This is a genomic window from Aquimarina litoralis, from assembly GCF_039523995.1.
Classification (GTDB): domain Bacteria; phylum Bacteroidota; class Bacteroidia; order Flavobacteriales; family Flavobacteriaceae; genus Aquimarina; species Aquimarina litoralis.
In genome coordinates, this window is sequence record NZ_BAAAGE010000007.1 from 113,368 (window position 1) to 130,431 (window position 17,064).

At 31.9% G+C, this 17,064-nt stretch carries 16 protein-coding genes; 9 read left to right on the forward strand and 7 right to left on the reverse strand.

Translation table 11 applies throughout. The features are described from left to right. The first annotated feature begins 11 nt into the window (after window positions 1–11). On the forward strand, window positions 12–386 hold the full coding sequence (locus ABD077_RS23695) for a hypothetical protein (RefSeq protein WP_343914687.1): 375 nt from the start codon (window positions 12–14) through the stop codon (window positions 384–386). Here the strand turns inward: ABD077_RS23695 and ABD077_RS23700 are convergent, their stop codons facing one another. Together ABD077_RS23700 and ABD077_RS23705 are read right to left on the reverse strand one after the other, a co-directional pair. Further along, window positions 387–1,250, reverse strand: coding sequence for an alpha/beta fold hydrolase (locus ABD077_RS23700; RefSeq protein ID WP_343914688.1), 864 nt, complete (start codon window positions 1,248–1,250; stop codon window positions 387–389). It abuts the gene before it with no gap. Between the two features lies 1 nt (window position 1,251). After that, a complete protein-coding gene (locus tag ABD077_RS23705) occupies window positions 1,252–1,716 on the reverse strand; it encodes an Mpo1 family 2-hydroxy fatty acid dioxygenase (protein ID WP_343914689.1) in 465 nt (154 codons plus the stop codon). A gap of 91 nt (window positions 1,717–1,807) precedes the next feature. Between ABD077_RS23705 and ABD077_RS23710 the strand changes: the two genes are divergently transcribed. Then, window positions 1,808–2,365, forward strand: coding sequence for a thioredoxin family protein (locus ABD077_RS23710; protein ID WP_343914690.1), 558 nt, complete (start codon window positions 1,808–1,810; stop codon window positions 2,363–2,365). 10 nt (window positions 2,366–2,375) lie between these two features. Here the strand turns inward: ABD077_RS23710 and ABD077_RS23715 are convergent, their stop codons facing one another. The 5 genes from ABD077_RS23715 to ABD077_RS23735 all read right to left on the reverse strand — a co-directional run bounded on the left by ABD077_RS23715 (window position 2,376) and on the right by ABD077_RS23735 (window position 6,406). Next, window positions 2,376–2,837, reverse strand: coding sequence for a YfiT family bacillithiol transferase (locus ABD077_RS23715; protein ID WP_343914752.1), 462 nt, complete (start codon window positions 2,835–2,837; stop codon window positions 2,376–2,378). Between the two features lie 65 nt (window positions 2,838–2,902). Continuing rightward, window positions 2,903–3,703 carry a hypothetical protein gene (locus tag ABD077_RS23720; protein ID WP_343914691.1) on the reverse strand — a complete coding sequence of 267 codons (801 nt, stop codon included), beginning with the start codon at window positions 3,701–3,703 and terminating at the stop codon, window positions 2,903–2,905. A gap of 261 nt (window positions 3,704–3,964) precedes the next feature. Continuing rightward, window positions 3,965–4,897 (reverse strand): peptidylprolyl isomerase, encoded by a 933-nt coding sequence (locus tag ABD077_RS23725; RefSeq protein ID WP_343914692.1) that lies wholly within the window; start codon window positions 4,895–4,897, stop codon window positions 3,965–3,967. A 148-nt stretch (window positions 4,898–5,045) separates the two neighbouring features. Continuing rightward, the gene (locus ABD077_RS23730) at window positions 5,046–5,843 is read right to left on the reverse strand and encodes a tetratricopeptide repeat protein (RefSeq protein WP_343914693.1); all 798 of its coding nucleotides are present in this window, start codon (window positions 5,841–5,843) and stop codon (window positions 5,046–5,048) included. Next, a complete protein-coding gene (locus ABD077_RS23735; RefSeq protein WP_343914694.1) occupies window positions 5,840–6,406 on the reverse strand; it encodes an RNA polymerase sigma factor in 567 nt (188 codons plus the stop codon). The genes ABD077_RS23730 and ABD077_RS23735 overlap by 4 nt, the downstream gene beginning before the upstream one ends. Window positions 6,407–6,506: 100 nt before the next feature. Between ABD077_RS23735 and ABD077_RS23740 the strand changes: the two genes are divergently transcribed. The 7 genes from ABD077_RS23740 (at window position 6,507) to ABD077_RS23770 (ending at window position 16,825) form a co-directional block, all read left to right on the forward strand. Further along, window positions 6,507–6,959, forward strand: a complete 453-nt coding sequence (locus tag ABD077_RS23740) for a hypothetical protein (RefSeq protein WP_343914695.1) — start codon at window positions 6,507–6,509, stop codon at window positions 6,957–6,959. A 108-nt stretch (window positions 6,960–7,067) separates the two neighbouring features. Next, window positions 7,068–9,749: a CHAT domain-containing protein gene (locus ABD077_RS23745; RefSeq protein WP_343914696.1), complete on the forward strand. Its 2,682-nt coding sequence runs from the start codon at window positions 7,068–7,070 to the stop codon at window positions 9,747–9,749. A 141-nt stretch (window positions 9,750–9,890) separates the two neighbouring features. Continuing rightward, window positions 9,891–10,418, forward strand: coding sequence for a hypothetical protein (locus ABD077_RS23750; RefSeq protein ID WP_343914697.1), 528 nt, complete (start codon window positions 9,891–9,893; stop codon window positions 10,416–10,418). Window positions 10,419–10,424: 6 nt separating this feature from the next. Further along, window positions 10,425–13,172 (forward strand): CHAT domain-containing protein, encoded by a 2,748-nt coding sequence (locus ABD077_RS23755; protein ID WP_343914698.1) that lies wholly within the window; start codon window positions 10,425–10,427, stop codon window positions 13,170–13,172. Between the two features lie 128 nt (window positions 13,173–13,300). Next, on the forward strand, window positions 13,301–13,795 hold the full coding sequence (locus ABD077_RS23760) for a hypothetical protein (protein ID WP_343914699.1): 495 nt from the start codon (window positions 13,301–13,303) through the stop codon (window positions 13,793–13,795). Between the two features lie 18 nt (window positions 13,796–13,813). Beyond that, window positions 13,814–16,543 (forward strand): CHAT domain-containing protein, encoded by a 2,730-nt coding sequence (locus ABD077_RS23765; protein ID WP_343914700.1) that lies wholly within the window; start codon window positions 13,814–13,816, stop codon window positions 16,541–16,543. Window positions 16,544–16,636: 93 nt separating this feature from the next. Beyond that, window positions 16,637–16,825: a hypothetical protein gene (locus ABD077_RS23770; RefSeq protein ID WP_343914701.1), complete on the forward strand. Its 189-nt coding sequence runs from the start codon at window positions 16,637–16,639 to the stop codon at window positions 16,823–16,825. Window positions 16,826–17,064 lie beyond the last annotated feature (239 nt).

Consider the following 17,064-nt stretch of genomic DNA (forward strand, 5'->3'; position numbering starts at 1 on the left):
AAATAAAACACATGAAGAGTAGATTTTTCATTGGATTTTCATTTTCCTTTATTGCTTTATGCGTTATAGTTGTGATAATTATTGGACCTGTTCCTATAGTATCTGAAGATGAAGCACTGATTCAAAAGGGTATCGTATCCAATGTTTACGAAGGAGGCACAAAAGATATTGTTTTTAAACTAGAGAATAATAGCGATGTCTTTTATATCAATCGTGGATTAGAAAGAGGACTCAAAATTTCATTATTAAAGAAAAAGTTAATTGGCAAAGAAGTAATCTTTAAATACCCAAAACACTGGACTCCTCTTGATTGGGACAATAGTTCTAAACACATCTCCAAAGTGGAAACGAATAGTGAAGTTATATTTAACGAACTAAAAAAGTAACTATTCATTATTTCTAAACTTGAAATAATGATGTAAAACTTCATTTGGAGCTTCTGTTTGAGGATAGTGACCAATAGTCTCTAAAATTACCACATCAGCATCAGGAATGTTTTCCTTGTAGAAAGTTGCCATATGCTTCCCGGAAATTGGATCCACACCCCCATTTATTAATCTTTTCGGAATATCTGTATATTGTAAAGCTTCTCGCCAACGGATTTTATAAACCTTTCGTTCTTTTAAATACTTAATAAGTTTTGGAATTACATTTTTACCAGAATTATAGGCTATCGTTTCCCAAAAGTCATCAATTTCTTGTTTACTAGCCTGGGTATCCTTTCCAAATATTTTTTTAAAATTTTTAGCCAAAGTATGGCGTCCCATAAAATGCTTTAACAAACCTCCTAGTGGTGTTAGTAATAATTTTTGCGTAAGTGTAGGGAAATTAGTTTCGGGAAACATACCCCCGTTTAAAAAACAAACAGAGTTGATATGCAAAGGATACATATCCTTCTCTTTTGTTCTGGCCAACATTTCCTGAACCACCGTATCTCCATAGTCATGAGCTAAAATATGGATTGAAGAAATCCCTTGAGAAAGCAAAAATGCTTCCCAAATATCTACCTGAACACCTATCGTGTAAACAAAATCTTCGGGTTTAGATGAAAAACCAAAGCCTAACATATCTATTGTATAAACCTGATAGTGATCAACTAAACGATGCCAGATTTTATGCCAATCCCAAGAAGAAGTTGGAAAACCATGTACTAGGATTAAAGGATCTCCTTTACCTTCTTTTTTATAGAAAATTTCATGATTCTTATAATTGAAATATAATCCTGAATTCTTCCAATCCTGTAAATTCATATTATTTTTTTCCGAACATTTTTTGGATAACCCATCCTGGCCCGATCAATAAAAATTGAAGATCCTTAAGAAAAGAAGGCTTTTTTCCTTCTAATTTATGTCCGTAAAACTGACCTAACCATGCAGCCATAAATATCCCTAAAGAAACCATCCATAAGGGAGCATATTGACCTATGTAATAATTAGCGATAATACAGAGTGCAGAAAAAATCAAAATCTGTAATGCCATTTTTACAGATAGCCTTACATAAAAGAACAATACAAATAGCAGTACCACAAATGCCCAGTTTTCTATAAACTGGTTGTTCCCCGGAATTATAGAAGCTAAAAATCCGTTAGGAATACTCATGAGAAGTCCTACAATCGAAAAGTAAATAGCAGGAACACAGATAAAATGTATAAGGATATTTGTTTTATTTTGATGGCTTACTGCATACTCCGCAAACCAAGTTTCTAAAGTTCTCATAATTTTATATTTTGAAATGTAACTAAGATAACAATTTTTAGACTTATAAAGTATAATATTGTAATTTCGAAACCTCATAAAAACAAAGATTATGGCACGTACACCTTCTAATATGCTTCCATTAGGCACTATAGCTCCCGATTTTACGCTTGTCGATGCTGTTACAAATAATGCAACCTCACTTGATGATATTAAAGGTGAAAAAGGTACTGTAATCATGTTTATTTGCAATCATTGTCCTTTTGTGATACACGTAAACGAGGAAATTGTAAGAATTGCCAACGATTATCGGGTACAAGGTTTTGGTTTTGTTGCTATTAGTAGTAATGATATCGAAAACCATCCTCAAGATGCTCCGCAATTTATGTGGAAAACCGCACAGAAAAACAATTATTCGTTTCCATATTTATACGATGAAACTCAGGAAATAGCAAAAGCATATGATGCTGCTTGCACGCCTGATTTTTACCTTTTTGATTCAGAATTAAAATTGATCTATCGTGGTCAGCTAGACGATTCTAGACCTGGAAATGGAATTCCAGTGAACGGTCGTGATCTTAGACAAGCTTTGGATGCCGTATTGCGAAATGCAACCGTTTCTGAAGTTCAAAAACCTAGTATTGGTTGTAATATAAAATGGAAGCAGTAATAATAACCTTTTACATTTCAATTCCCGCTACAATCTGAAGATGTGCCAAGTGATGATTACCATGCCAAGCATAGATTCCAATATCTTCAGCTAGCGAGATAACAACATCACCTTCGGGATGAATAAATGATTTCTCTAAATCTTCTGAAGACAATCCTTTTAAGAAATACGCCCATTTCGCATGCAATGCTTTTATCAAATCTAGTGAAAGATGGATGGGAGCAGATTTGGTATCGAACAGTTCTGCCCATCGATCTTCCAAATAGGGCTTTATGACAGGATTATCCTCGGTAAGTGCCCATTTAAAACGAATATAACCATTATGATGGCTATCATAAATATGATGAATTACTTGTCTTGCAGTCCAGCCACCTGATCTATAAGGAGTTTCTAACTGTTGTTCGCTAAAATTAGCTACAAGTGTTTCAATTTTATTTGGCAAACTCTCTATATCCCGTATCCAATTTGTAATATGTTATGTGGTAATCTTGGATGGACATTCAAACTGTCCAATTGGATATCTAAGATTCATAATATTTACTCGACTTTTTTATAAAAAACTAAACTAGCTGACGCATCTTGTAAATCTTTCACCACCAATTCTACAGCATTCAAAGATTCAATTTCATATCGATAAATGTACTGATCTTTCGGAGAGGAGCAATACATCACATCATCTTTTATTTTCACTTTCAACCGCTTTAGAAATTTTCCATCTCTAAAATTAAAACGTATAGTTTCATCAAAAATCATATGCTCATCAGGAAATTGAACATTTACCCATTTCCCTTGTAATGCTTCATAGGTATTCCTGTTTTTAAATTTATTATCCAGCAAAGCCTTCATCCGCAGACTATAAGAAACAAAAGTCTCTTCGGGCTTTATATTTTTTACAGCATTTCCAGAAACAACTTTATAAATTTCTTTTCCTTTATCAAAGAAATGTTGAGATTCATATTTGGTAAAAGCATTAGAGTAATCCATGATTACAAGACCATCAGCATTTTTGGTTTCCATATACTGTCGTTGTTTGTAATTCACGTGTATTAGTTGATCATTCCAAAAATAGAAAACGGTAATTACCATCGCATTAGGCATACCTATTTTACGAATAATCTTCTTTAGGCGTTCATGCTCATAATATCCATTAAGCTCTGCTCCGTGATCCGCTATCTGATCCAAAAATTCCTCAGGATCCAGAAAAAAAACATCAGACTCCATATAGCTATCTATGATTTCTATCTGGTCTCTGATAGCCGCCATGGCTTCATTATTATCTTGCGTAAAGGAGTAATTTATACAACAAAATGTTAAAAAAACTATTAGTATCCACTTCATAACTATCCAAAATCGGGGTTTCTTTATTGGTTTATTATTCCAAAAAGGACTGTAAATATCTAAATTATAGACGGAAAAGTTTACTCTTTTTAGGAAAACTTCCAAATTTTGTAAAATAAATTAACATTTACCCCTTTACACAAAGTGTTAATTATGAGTTAAAACAACATTTTTATGTAGGGTAGCTCATTTTTAGATCAAAATAAAAAACCTCTGAAATCTATTCAGAGGTTTTTGTATTCTGTATTAGTTATAATTATATTATTTTACAGCCATCAATTCTACATCGAATATTAATGTTGCATTTGGAGGAATAACACCTCCTGCACCATGCTCTCCGTATCCTAATGCTGGCGGGATTACAAAACGAGCTTTATCACCTACTTGTAATAATGAGATTCCTTCGTCCCATCCAGAAATTACTTGTCCTACTCCTAATGAAAAATCTATCGGTTGATTACGCTTGTAAGAAGAATCAAAAACGGTTCCGTCTGTTAAACTTCCTTTATAATGAACAGAAACTGTTTTTCCTTTTTCTGCCTGAACACCATCACCTTTTTGGATAATCTTATATCTTAAACCACTATCTGTTTTATCAAATCCAGCAGCAATTTCTTCTAGTAATTGCTCTGCGGCCTTTTTGGCAGCTGCTTCTCTTTCTGCTTTAGCTCCATTAAACTGTCTGAAAGTTTCTACAGCGTTAAAACTTTCTGCCTCTGCTCCTACTCTCAAAATCTCTAAAGAATCAATAGTATCTCCTTGCGCAATCGCATTTACAACATCTTGTCCTTCTACTACTTTTCCAAAAACAGTATGCTTCCCATCTAACCAAGCTGTTTCTACGTGCGTAATAAAAAACTGACTACCATTAGTTCCTGGTCCTGCATTAGCCATAGATAACACTCCTGGACCGTCATGCTTTAGATCTGGATGAATTTCATCATCGAATTTATAACCAGGTCCACCAGCACCAGTTCCTTGTGGATCTCCTCCCTGAATCATAAAATCCGGAATAACTCTATGAAATTTTAGTCCATTGTAATAAGGTTTTCCCTGTGGAATAGCTTGATTTTCCATATTTCCTTCGGCCAAACCAACAAAGTTCCCAACAGTCCCTGGAGTTTTCTCATACTCCAAGTTTATAAGGATACTCCCTTTTGTAGTATTAAATTTTGCGTATAATCCGTCTTGCATAGCTGCGTATTTTTAAGCTTGTTAAAATTTGAGCTGCAAAGATAGGTAATTAGGTAATTTTAATCCTATTAAAACCGATGATTGTTTAACAACACAACACTTTGGAATTCATAAGTTTTCACGGCACTCGGAATAGAATAAATTACTCTTAATCTATCATATCCAATAATTCTTGTGCCTCCTTATATTTATAATTACTAGTATCACTTAGGATGATCTGTAATACTTCTTTAATTTTTGTCTTATTTTTTTGTTTTAAAAAGACTAAAGCACGATACCATTTTGCTTTTTTAGCCTGTAAGGTATTGGAATCTTCTAAATGCCGAAATTGTTCCAAGGCGCTATCAAATTTACCCAACTCTATATAGGCGACACCATTATAGATATAACTTAGTGGATTTATAGTAGTTTCTTTTTGATGATATTCTGAAAAAGACCGTGTAGCTTCTTCATACTTTTGTGCTTCGAATAACAATTGCGCTTCTTCTAATAACTTATGAGAATCTTCTCCTCTAGTTACTAGAGATGGTATTTCATCTAAATGAATGTAAGAGGCGTACAACTCTTCATAATTCTTATCCTTAAAAACAAATAACGAAACCGTAAGTAACACAGCAATAGAAGCAGCAATACCAATAAACCAAAATCTTTTGGAATTTACATTGGTTCGGTTTTCGGAAATGACCTCATTAATGGTTGTTTTAATCTCTAAAGCCTTATCACTTTTAAAAAAAGATTGCAATTGTTTTGCCTGATCTGTTTTTAATATATCCATATCTCCTTCTATCCATTTTTGATTCCCATACATTGTAAACATTTCTTTTTGCAACTTAAATTCCTGAGCAAGTTCTGTATCTGTGCGAAGTCTTTCCTCGAACGCTTGTTGTTCTGATATCGACATATTACCACTTAGGTAATCATCAATTTCTATTGGATAATCCTTCATAATTCTTTGATTTGGTTAAATCTACTATCTTTTTTAATCAATTTTGTCAACTGCGACTTACAATTAAAAATACGTTGTCTTACCACATTATCACTATTGTACCCTAGTTTGTTTACGATTTCTTTATAAGGCACTTTATCAAAAAACATTTGTAATAATTGCTTACAATTATCAGATAACTCGGCTAGTTTTTCCTGAAACAATTCCCATTTTTCCTGTTCTAGTGTCACCATGGTCATGTCCTCAGCTTCTTTATTACGTTCTATGATCTCATCATTTGTTACTATACGTTTTTGTTTATTTAGTTCTCTACGCCATAAATTTCTACAGGCTACATAAAAATAACCGCTAAATGACCCTTCTACCACAAATTCTTTTACTCGATATCTGGCAATGAGTTGCATCAAGGCTTTCTGAAAAATATCTTCTGCATCACTAACAGTACCATTATTATTTATGATAAAACTTCTTATTTTGGGAAACTGGTGCATATACAAATCCTGTATCACCTTTTTATCACCTGCTACGAGAAGTTTTAATTGATCTTTTTCATTTATAGACATTAAGAGATCTTTAACGTTAATTTTTTTTACTTTCGCGTAGTAACATTTATTAGAATTGGGGAATATACTAATGAATATTGAAAACAAAAAACATTTAAAAATGAAAAAAGTCTTATTACTAATTGTAGCTGCAGTTTTTGTGATTGGAATACAAAGCTGTTCTACAGAAGAAAACATTTTAGAAGATCAATTAGAGCAAACGGTAACAGAAAATGATGCAAAGTTTCCTGGCGGTAATTTTTGTGCCTTTTTCGTGCGTTTCCCTGCGGATTGGACTCAACAAGATCGAGAAGATTTTCATGCCTATGCCACACAAGAATGGTTCACTCATATTCTACGACTATATGATCAAGATTGTTATAATGTAGAAGAATGGAGGGTACCTTGTGATCAGTTATATAAGATAATTAGAACTGACAGTGTTACAAATAATGCGACAGATGCAGATAGTAAAGCAAGTGAAGATGATCCTACTCATAGAATCTACACATTAAAAGCAAAAGTTGGTTTTTATGATTCTTGTGACGAAGTTCCATTACATGGCGAATTGTAACGAATGAATTTCATCAATAGTTATACAAAAATAAGAAAGGGAACATGCTTCTCTTTCTTATTTTTTTGTCTTTCCCTTTTGTCTGTAACTTCAGTATATAGTCAGAAATTGTCATCAACTTTAGACTCTATAATATCCAATGTAGAGAGTGACACTTTAAGAAAGAAACTCTGTACCGCACTTTTTAAAACTTATAAAAACAACAATAACTATACACAATTAGGGACTGATGCTCATGAGCTTGCCAAATGGTATTATCGAAAAAAAGACAAAAAAAATACGATATACTATACAGAACTTGCTATTTCGGCCAGAAAAAAAGCAATCCCATCTGATCAAAAGTTGATTAAGAATAGCTTATTTAACTTAGGATATTTCCAAGAGAAATATAAAAATTATGAGATTGCAATAAAAAACTTTGAAAAAGTTCTTAATCTTAATGAAAAGAATTATTTAAAAATAAGAGCTTATAATCATTTAGCGGATATTTATGATATTACACAAGACCCCTATAATGCAGTAGAGAACCGCTTACAAGTTTTTAAATATTTAGATTCTGAAAAAGACAAACAAAAAATCATAAATACACATATTAGGGTAGCTTTTTCATACAGGAAAATTGGAAAAACAAAAACTTCACAACAAGCCATAAGACACTTATTAATAGCAGACTCCCTTGTAACAAAAATATCCAAACCTGATCCAGAAGACAAATACCTCATTACCTCAAATTTGGCTATCCTTTATCATAGCAATGGAGATGAAGAATATTTAAAAACCCGTTCAATAAAAGGACTATCTAAAGCTATAAATTATTATAAGAAATCAGAATTAATAGCAAAAAATATAAACCGGCCAAATTACCTATGCTCCAATTATTATAACTTAGGTTTAGCTCATATAGAGATTGATACCGTTGATGCTAGAAAATATTTTGACCGATCTCTTCAACTGGTGCAACATAAACCTCAACTATTAAAATCTATATATTTTGGTTATGGGAAATTGGCTTATAAACGAAAACAATTTCACCAAGCTTTTAAATATTATAAACAGTGTATCGATATCTTTTTTAAGCAAGAAAATACCGAATTCAATACTCAACCTAATTCAGATCAGTTAGAAAAAATTGACGAAAAGTGGTTATTATTAGGAATTCTTAAAACCAAAATCAACACTTATTTAGATAAAGGTATTTATTTCGAAGATCAAAATTCCTATCTGAATGCTTTAAAGACTTTAAAAACTGCAGATCAACTAATTGAACTAATAATTACCTCCGACGCTTCGTATTTAAGTAAATTACATTGGAGAGATTTAGCTTCAGAGATCTATGTTATTGGTTTAGAAGCTTGCTATCGAGCCAATCTTTTGGACAAAGCTTTTTACCTGATGGAAAAAAACAAGGCTTTACTCTTGTTACAAGATCTTAATAGAAGTAAAGAAGAATTACCAGAAGCTATCTTAGAAAAAGAACTAGCATTTAAAAATTCCATCGCTTCTTTGGAAGAAAAGAAACAAGGACTCTCTGAGCAACAACAAGATTCTATTGCTATTCTTGTCTTTGATCAAAAAACTGCATTAGAACGTTTCCAAGATTCGATAGCAGGTGATTATCCTAATCATTTTTTAGCAAAAGAAATACCCACATTGATTTCTTTATCCGAAATAAAACCCCAGCAAAATGAGATTATCATTCAGTACACTATGGCAGAAAGAATTGGACACACCACTCCGTACGGTTATGGAATGATTATAACAAATACAGGAAATCAATTATTTAAATTAGAAGGTATTGACGATATTCTAAATAATATCAAAACGCTCAGAAGACTATTAAACCAACCTTTTACAACAGCAGAGGACATTACCATCTATAGAAAAACATCTAATGATATTTATAATGCTTTATTTCCAAAAGAAATACGAACAACACTTAAGGGTAAAAAAGTAACCATTATCCCAGATCATATGCTTGGTATGATCCCTTTTGAAGCCTTAGTAACGGATTTAAATAACACGAACTATCTCATCGAAGATTGCGAAATCGATTATGCCTTTTCGCTTACGTTCCAACAGCAAAATGCTAAAATATCTAGAACAGCAGCGCAGGATTTTTTGGGTATTGCTCCGGTAAATTTTCCACAAGGTTTAACAGCATTACAAAACAGTAATAAAGAGATCACCGCTGCAAATGCATTTTATAATGGAGATTTATTATTGGACCAAGAAGCTACCAAAGAAAACTTTATTAAAAAGATCAAAGATTATAAAATCCTACATCTTGCTACGCACGCAGATGCCTCGGATTCTATAGCGCCATGGATTGCGTTTAGAAATTCTAAACTCACGGATCTAGAACTTAATTCACTGCAAAGTCAGGCAGAATTGGTTGTATTAAGTGCATGTAATACCTCTTTAGGAAAGATAAGTCGTGGAGAAGGTATTCTTAGTCTTGCCAGAGGATTTTTTAAATCGGGTGCTAATACCGTGATCCCATCTTTATGGAGTACCAATGATAAAGCTACAGCTACTATTACTGCTGATTTTTATAAAAACCTAAGCGAAGGGCAAACCAAATCCAAAGCTTTGCGAACCGCAAAACTCAATTATCTACATAACAATACCGATGCAGAAGCATCACCTCATTATTGGGCATCGATGATCCTTATTGGAGATACGGAAACCCTACTCCCACAATCTAATAATCTTTGGATGTTGTGGACCGGATTGGTGATTCTGGTAATAATTATAATATTTGTATTCCTATACAAAAGAAGAGTATCATAAAATGAAGATACTCGCACTACTTTTTAAGAAGTAATTATTAAAACATCTTTTAAAAATTTATTTTTTTTACTTTCGCGTAGTAACATTTTTATAGTTCGGGGAATATAGTATTGAATATTGAAAACAAAAAAACATTTAAAAATGAAAAAAATCACATTACTATTAGTAGCTGCAATCTTTGCTATTGGAATACAAGGTTGTTCTACGGAAGAGGAAATATTAGTAGAGGAAAACACAATGGATGTTACCGATGCACAACAAAAAAATCGATTTGACATGTATGCAGAATGGGAAGACAAAGTTTTTGTTTTTTACTCTGAATCATTATCAAACACACAAAAAAATGCGGTTCGAAATCTAATGAAACAAAATGTTTATAGCACTTTAACCAATGTACCAAGCAATGCTTGTTTTAATAGAGAAATGTGGGATGTAAAAAGTCATGATAAAAATTTATTTAGTGCATCTGGTTTAATTTTACCAAAACAAGCAAATGTAACCGAGGTGATGGATGAAAATGAAGAAGACGAAACCGTAATTATTGACCACCTCAACAAGCAATACTATAATCAGGTATCTAAAATAATTATAGGAAATTTCAAAATTGTTCAATATAATTCTGTAAATATCCCAGTACCCTGTGCTGGATATTATGATGGTTTCAACTAAGAACTATTGAATAAATTATTCCAAATACAAAATAACAATCAGAATAAATATCTATTTATTCTGATTGTTATTTTTGTTTTTAATACCAGTACAATTTTATCACAAGAAATATCTAAATCATTAGACTCCATTTATAACCTAGCAATAGCTATTGAAGAAAAGATAACTCTATATCACCAACTGCTTTCTAAACATAAAAAAACAGAAAACCACACTCAACTAGGCTCTGACGCCCAACAAATTGGCAGATGGCTTCGTAAAAACCAAAACACTAAAAAGCTCGCGATTGATTTTGTAAAACAGGCAGTTGAAGCCAGAAAAAAAGCAACTCCATTCAACCCGGATCTATTAAAACGGAGTTATAACAATTTAGGACTTTACTATCTAAGAGATCAAGAATATAGAAATTCGATAAAAACTTATAAAGAATTAGTTCAGATAAAAGAAACCAATTATTTGATTGGAAGAGGATATTTAAAACTTGGAGAATGTTATAACATTTTAGAAGATCCCTATTCCGCAATTGACAATCTAACAAAAGGATTTACTTATCTAGAAAAAGATAAAAAAAATTTAGCAAGAAATCATATCCAAATTGCTAAATCTTATAGACTAATAAGAAATGAAAAATACGCTGAAAAAGGATTAAATCATCTGAAAAAAGCTGAAGAACTATTATTGAACACACCTAATAATCAACGTAGACTATTACTCATTTACAACGACCTAGGAGGATGGTATCTTGATATATTAAATGACACGATAAATGGAGAAAAACAAATACGAAAAGCACTATCCATTGCCGAAGAAATTAAAGATTCCAAAAGCATCCCTAAGATTTTATATAATCTTGGATTAACTAAGATAAACAGAAATGAAGAGGCGGCCAAAAAGTTGTTCAGTCTATCTTTAGAAAAAACAAAAGGTAATAAATATAATATAGGTGTTGCCTATTCTGGCTTAGGCTTAATTGAAAATTCTATTGGTAATTTTGCTAAAGCAGAAAAATTCTATTTTAAATCATTATCATCTTTCTTAAACATGGAGATCTCCTATGATAATGCTTTATCAAAATTAACTAAAAAAAAATTATCCTTTACAGAAGACCCAATGTTTATATTGGAAGTTTTCAAAAAAATAATCGACAATTATATAGATTGGGGTATCCAAAAAAAGGAAACGTCTTATTATCAAAAAGCAATTGATCTTGTAAAAGTGTCGGACATATTAATAGGTATCATTCTGGAAAGCACTAATTCTGACAACTCCAAATTATTATGGCGTAGTATTGCTTCTGGTACTTATGCCTCTGGTATACAAGCAAGTTTTGAAGCAGATGATGTGGAATACGGCTTTTTTCTTTCCGAAAAAAACAAAGCCTTATTGTTACAACAGGACATCCTAAAAGAGAATGGAGTGATTTCTTCAGAACTTGTAGAACATGAAAATTCCTTACTCAGAGAACTTACAGGTTTAAGAAAAGAACTAGAACTTTCTAATATCAATACTGATTCTATTACCGAAAGTATATTACTCGACAAGCAAGAAAAACTATATCACTTAAGAGATTCTATCAAAACACTATATCCAGATTATATAAAAGAAAGACAATCTTCTGCATTACTTATTCCTCTATCTGATATTGTAATTAAAGATAATGAAATCGTTATCCAATACATGATGACCGAAAGAATTGGTACCGTTTTTCCAAACACCTATTGTTTAGTATTGTCTAAAGACGCTAAAAAGCTATTTAAACTAGAGAATACAGAAGATCTTCATACCAAAATACATGATTTACGAGCGCTTCTAAACAAACCTTTTAGAAACCAAGAAGATATCGTTAGCTTTAAAAAAAAGGCAACTACATTATATCATTCTCTTTTCCCAGAAGAAGTAAGATCGTTACTAAAAAATAAAAAAATTACCATTGTACCGGATTATTTGCTATCCAATCTCCCGTTTGAAGCACTGATTACAGATACTGGTAATTATCTATTAGAGCAAAATGAAATTAGCTATACCTATTCGTTATCGTTTCAAAAACAAAACACTGAAAGAAAAAGAATAGCGACGCAAGAGTTTTTAGGTATAGCTCCAAAAGATTTCAAAAATGATCTTACTAGCTTACCCAACAGTATCCAAGAAATTGAATCTGGTATCCACCAATATTCTGGTAAGCTTTTACAAAATGAAGAAGCAACGAAAGATAATTTTATTAAAGAAATAAAAGACTATAAAATCGTTCATCTAGCAACTCATGCTTTTGCTAGTGATTCGATTACTCCATGGATCTCTTTTAAAAATGAAAAAATTACCAATGCAGAAATTGATCTTTTAAGAAATAATGCAGATATGGTAGTGTTAAGTGCTTGTAACACCTCCTTGGGAGAAGTACATAGCGGAGAAGGTGTTTTGAGCCTAGCTAGAAGTTTTTTTCGGTCTGGCGCAAATACCGTAATTCCATCTCTATGGAGTACCAATGATAAGGCGACTGCTACGATTACTGCTGATTTTTATAAAAACCTAAGCGAAGGACAAACCAAATCGGCAGCTTTACGAACCGCAAAACTAAATTACTTGCATAACAATACCGATGCAGAAGCATCACCCCATTATTGGGCATCGATGATCCTTATTGGAGATACTGGAACACTACTCCCACAATCTAATAATCTTTGGATGTTTTTGTTAGGATTTGGGGTTGCTGCGTTGATTATACTGTGCGCGTCTGTATACAAAAGGTTCAAATAAAGTTAATTAGACTTTCTAAGACATAGCTACTGAACATCTTTTAAAAATTTATTTTTTACTTTCGCGTGGTAACATTCTTTTAGTTCGGGGAATATACTATTGAATATTGAAAACAAAAAACATCTAAAATGAGAAAAATAGCGTTACTATTGGTAGCAGCAGTCTTTGTAATTGGAATACAAAGCTGTTCTACAGAAGAAATTGGAATTGAAGAAGAAACCAATCAAGAATTACTGGATTTACAAAAAAGAGGAAGCCTAGGTGGTACTTTTTCTGTACGTCCATTATATGTTTATTACCCTGCTAATTTCACAGCACAGGATAGACTTAATTTTAAAGATAGTTTAGAAAAAATGGTATTTGGTTCTATATTAGCTTATACCAATCACGACTGTCCCAACGTAGATATTTGGTATGTTTCTGGTGATATATTAATTGAAAAACCAGGTAAATCAATACTTGAAGCTGATAAAGGAATTCCGGATGATAGTGATGAAATTGAGGATGATCCAATTATAAATCCTGATGGTCCTTACTACGCAAAACTAGTAACTAATAATGAAATTATTGATGCACAGAATTTTTGTTCGATTGTTAACCAAATAATTCTTTACCAACAATAATATCCAAAAAAAATCTTGTTGAATAAGATCAATGTACGAGTTCTTAGAATCATACTTTTTTTCCTGCCTATAGTAACTTTTGGGCAGGGAATTTCCTCTATCTTAGATTCCATTCACCAACTTCCAGGGACGGATTTCAGCAAACTAACTATTTACAGTGTTCATTTAGAAGAATATAAAAAAGCAAATAACTATTCTCAATTAGGGTATGACGCACACCAACTAGCAAAGTGGATACACAAAGAAAAAAAATGGGATAAAGCCATTGAACTAGTTAAAGTTGCTTATGAAGCTAGAGCAATAGCTTCGCCATATAATGTTAAATTACATAAAGCAAGTTGTTATAACTACGCTAACTACCATAGAAGAAAAGGAAATTTACATGTAGGTATTAAATATTTTAAAAAAATGTTAGCCCTTGGAGGTGCCAATTTTTTAAAAGGACGAGCCTTAGCACATATTGGAGATTCTTACGATATACTTGGCGATTATCATAAGGCTATCGAGTATCAAAACCAATCTTTTGAGTATTTTAATCCGGAGAAGCATCTAAAATATATCATTCGTACTCATAATCGCATAGGCGTTTCTTATAGAAACATCAGGAGCAAGGCCAGTGCAGAAAAAAGCATTCATCACTTTTTAATCGCTGATTCTATAATCGCACAAAGTAAACTTCCTTTTAAAATTGATCAATATTCTATTTACAATAATCTAGGCACTATATATATCGAAGTTGTTGACTTAAAGGATATTTCCAAAGGAATAAACTACTTAAAAAAAGCATTAGAAATTGCAAAAGAAGAGGATTTTACTTCTAAATTATCAAGAATCTATTTTAACCTAGCTATCGCTTATATAGAAGTTAACAAAACTATATCCAGCGAGTATTTTGATAAGGCATTGCAATATTCCAAACATCTACCGTCTCTAGTTCCAAGTATTTATTTTGGTCTTGGTATTAAAGATATTGATGAACAACAATTTTTAAAAGCACAAGAAAACTTTGCGATTGCTTTTTCCTATCATTTTGGAATTGACAAACCTGATATTTATTGGTTACCAAAGAAGGATCTCATGAAAAATATAGTTAACAAGGCATATTTTCTTCAAGTATTAAAGGAAAAATTAAATACTTGGATATTATTGGCTAAAAAAGAAAATAATCCTAGCTATTTTCATGAAGCTATTAAAACAGCTTTCACCTGTGACGTTTTGGTTGATTTACTTCTTAAAGAGGAGATTTCCAATAATTCAAAATTATTATGGAGAAATTTAGCGTCAGAAATCTACGTTATGGTATTAGAAGCTTGCTATGGACTTAATAAAACAGACGATGCTTTTTATTTTATGGAAAAAGGAAAAGCTTTATTATTAACGCAGCAAATCATAAGCAAAAATAATACTATACCAGATGAATTATTAGATAAAGAAAATAATATAAAAAATAACATTACTACATTACAAACTAAACTAATTACTACTGCTGCTAATAAAAAAGATTCTATTGCTTCCATCATTTTTAGCGAAAAACTTCGTTTAGAATCTTTTACAGATTCCTTGTCTTTAATTTATCCAAAATATTTCTCTTCTAAATACTTACCTTCTATTATTGCTTTATCAGAATTAAAGTTATTAGATAATGAAGTAGCTGTAGAGTATATCATGGAAAAACATGTGGATGGTGCCGATTTTGAAGCCTATGGATTGTTAATATCCCATAATGATGTAAAATTATTCAAGATCAATAATCTAAAACAACTTGAAAAGAACATCTATTCCCTAAGAAAACAATTAAATAAACCTTTTACAACCGAAGAAGAAATACTATACTATAAAAAGGTTTCTTACTCTATTTATCAATCCTTATTCCCAAAAGAAATACAATCTTTCCTACGAAACAAAAAAATTACCATTTGTTCGGATTATATACTCAATCACATTCCTTTTGAGGGTTTGATTACAGATCTCACTAAAGACACTTACTTTATCGAAGAAGCAGAGATTAACTATGTTTATTCCTTTTCGTTCATGAAAGAAAACGCACTCGTTCAGCGAGAAGCATCAAAAGATTTACTAGGAATAGCACCGGTGCATTTTAATAATGAACAAACGACATTATCTAAAAGCCTAGAAGAAATTTCTGCTGCTCATTCTTATTATTCAGGTGATATATTAAGCGAAAAAGAAGCCACTAAAGATAACTTTCTAAAAACTTTAGATCAATATAAAATTATTCATTTAGCAACACACGCTAATGCATCTGATAGTTTAAATCCTTGGATTGCTTTTAGGAATGACAAACTGTATCATCAAGAGCTTGGCACAGTAAAAAACAATGCTGATTTGGTGGTATTAAGTGCATGTAATACCTCTCTAGGGAAAATAAGCCGTGGCGAAGGTATTATGAGTTTAGCACGTGGTTTTTTTCGGTCTGGCGCAAATACCGTAATTCCATCTCTATGGAGTACCAATGATAAAGCTACGGTTACGATCACTGCTGATTTTTATAAAAACCTAAGCGAAGGACAAACCAAATCAGAAGCTTTGCGAACTGCAAAACTCAATTATCTACATAACAATACCGATGCAGAAGCATCACCTCATTATTGGGCATCGATGATCCTTATTGGAGATACTGGAACACTACTCCCACAATCTAATAATTTATGGATGTTTTTGTTAGCATTTGGAATTGTCATTATCATTATTTTTTACTTTTTTTTAAAAAAAAGTAAAAACTCATAGTAACATTTTAGTTACTTCTTGAATGTAATTGTAGATACATATCCTAAGTATCTATAAATGTTTAGGGATTTCAAAAAATTAAAATTACAAATTATGTTACAAAACATTTTAAACGTCGAAGGGATTGAAAAATTGAACAAGGACACACAAAAGGAAATTAATGGAGGTATAATTAATACTAACTGTGATGATATCCAGGATTGTCAATTTGGAGGTTATTGGGTTCCCACATTCAGAAACGGAGTCGTATTAGTTTGTTGTGCAGGTTCTCCTAACCATTAAAACATATAGAAGCAACGATCTTATTATTTAAGTTTGGATGTAGTAATAAATTCTAAAGAGGTTAAATTCTAAGTATAAAACGAGTAATTTAACCTCTTTGAATTATAGTAATAAGAGTTCATTTAGATCATTAGAACCATTTGCATAAACTTATACTTCTAATTCATAAGGTAGTACCAAGTTTACTTCGGTACCAATTCCATTAGAAGCTTCATTAATTATTTATTTTATCATTTTAA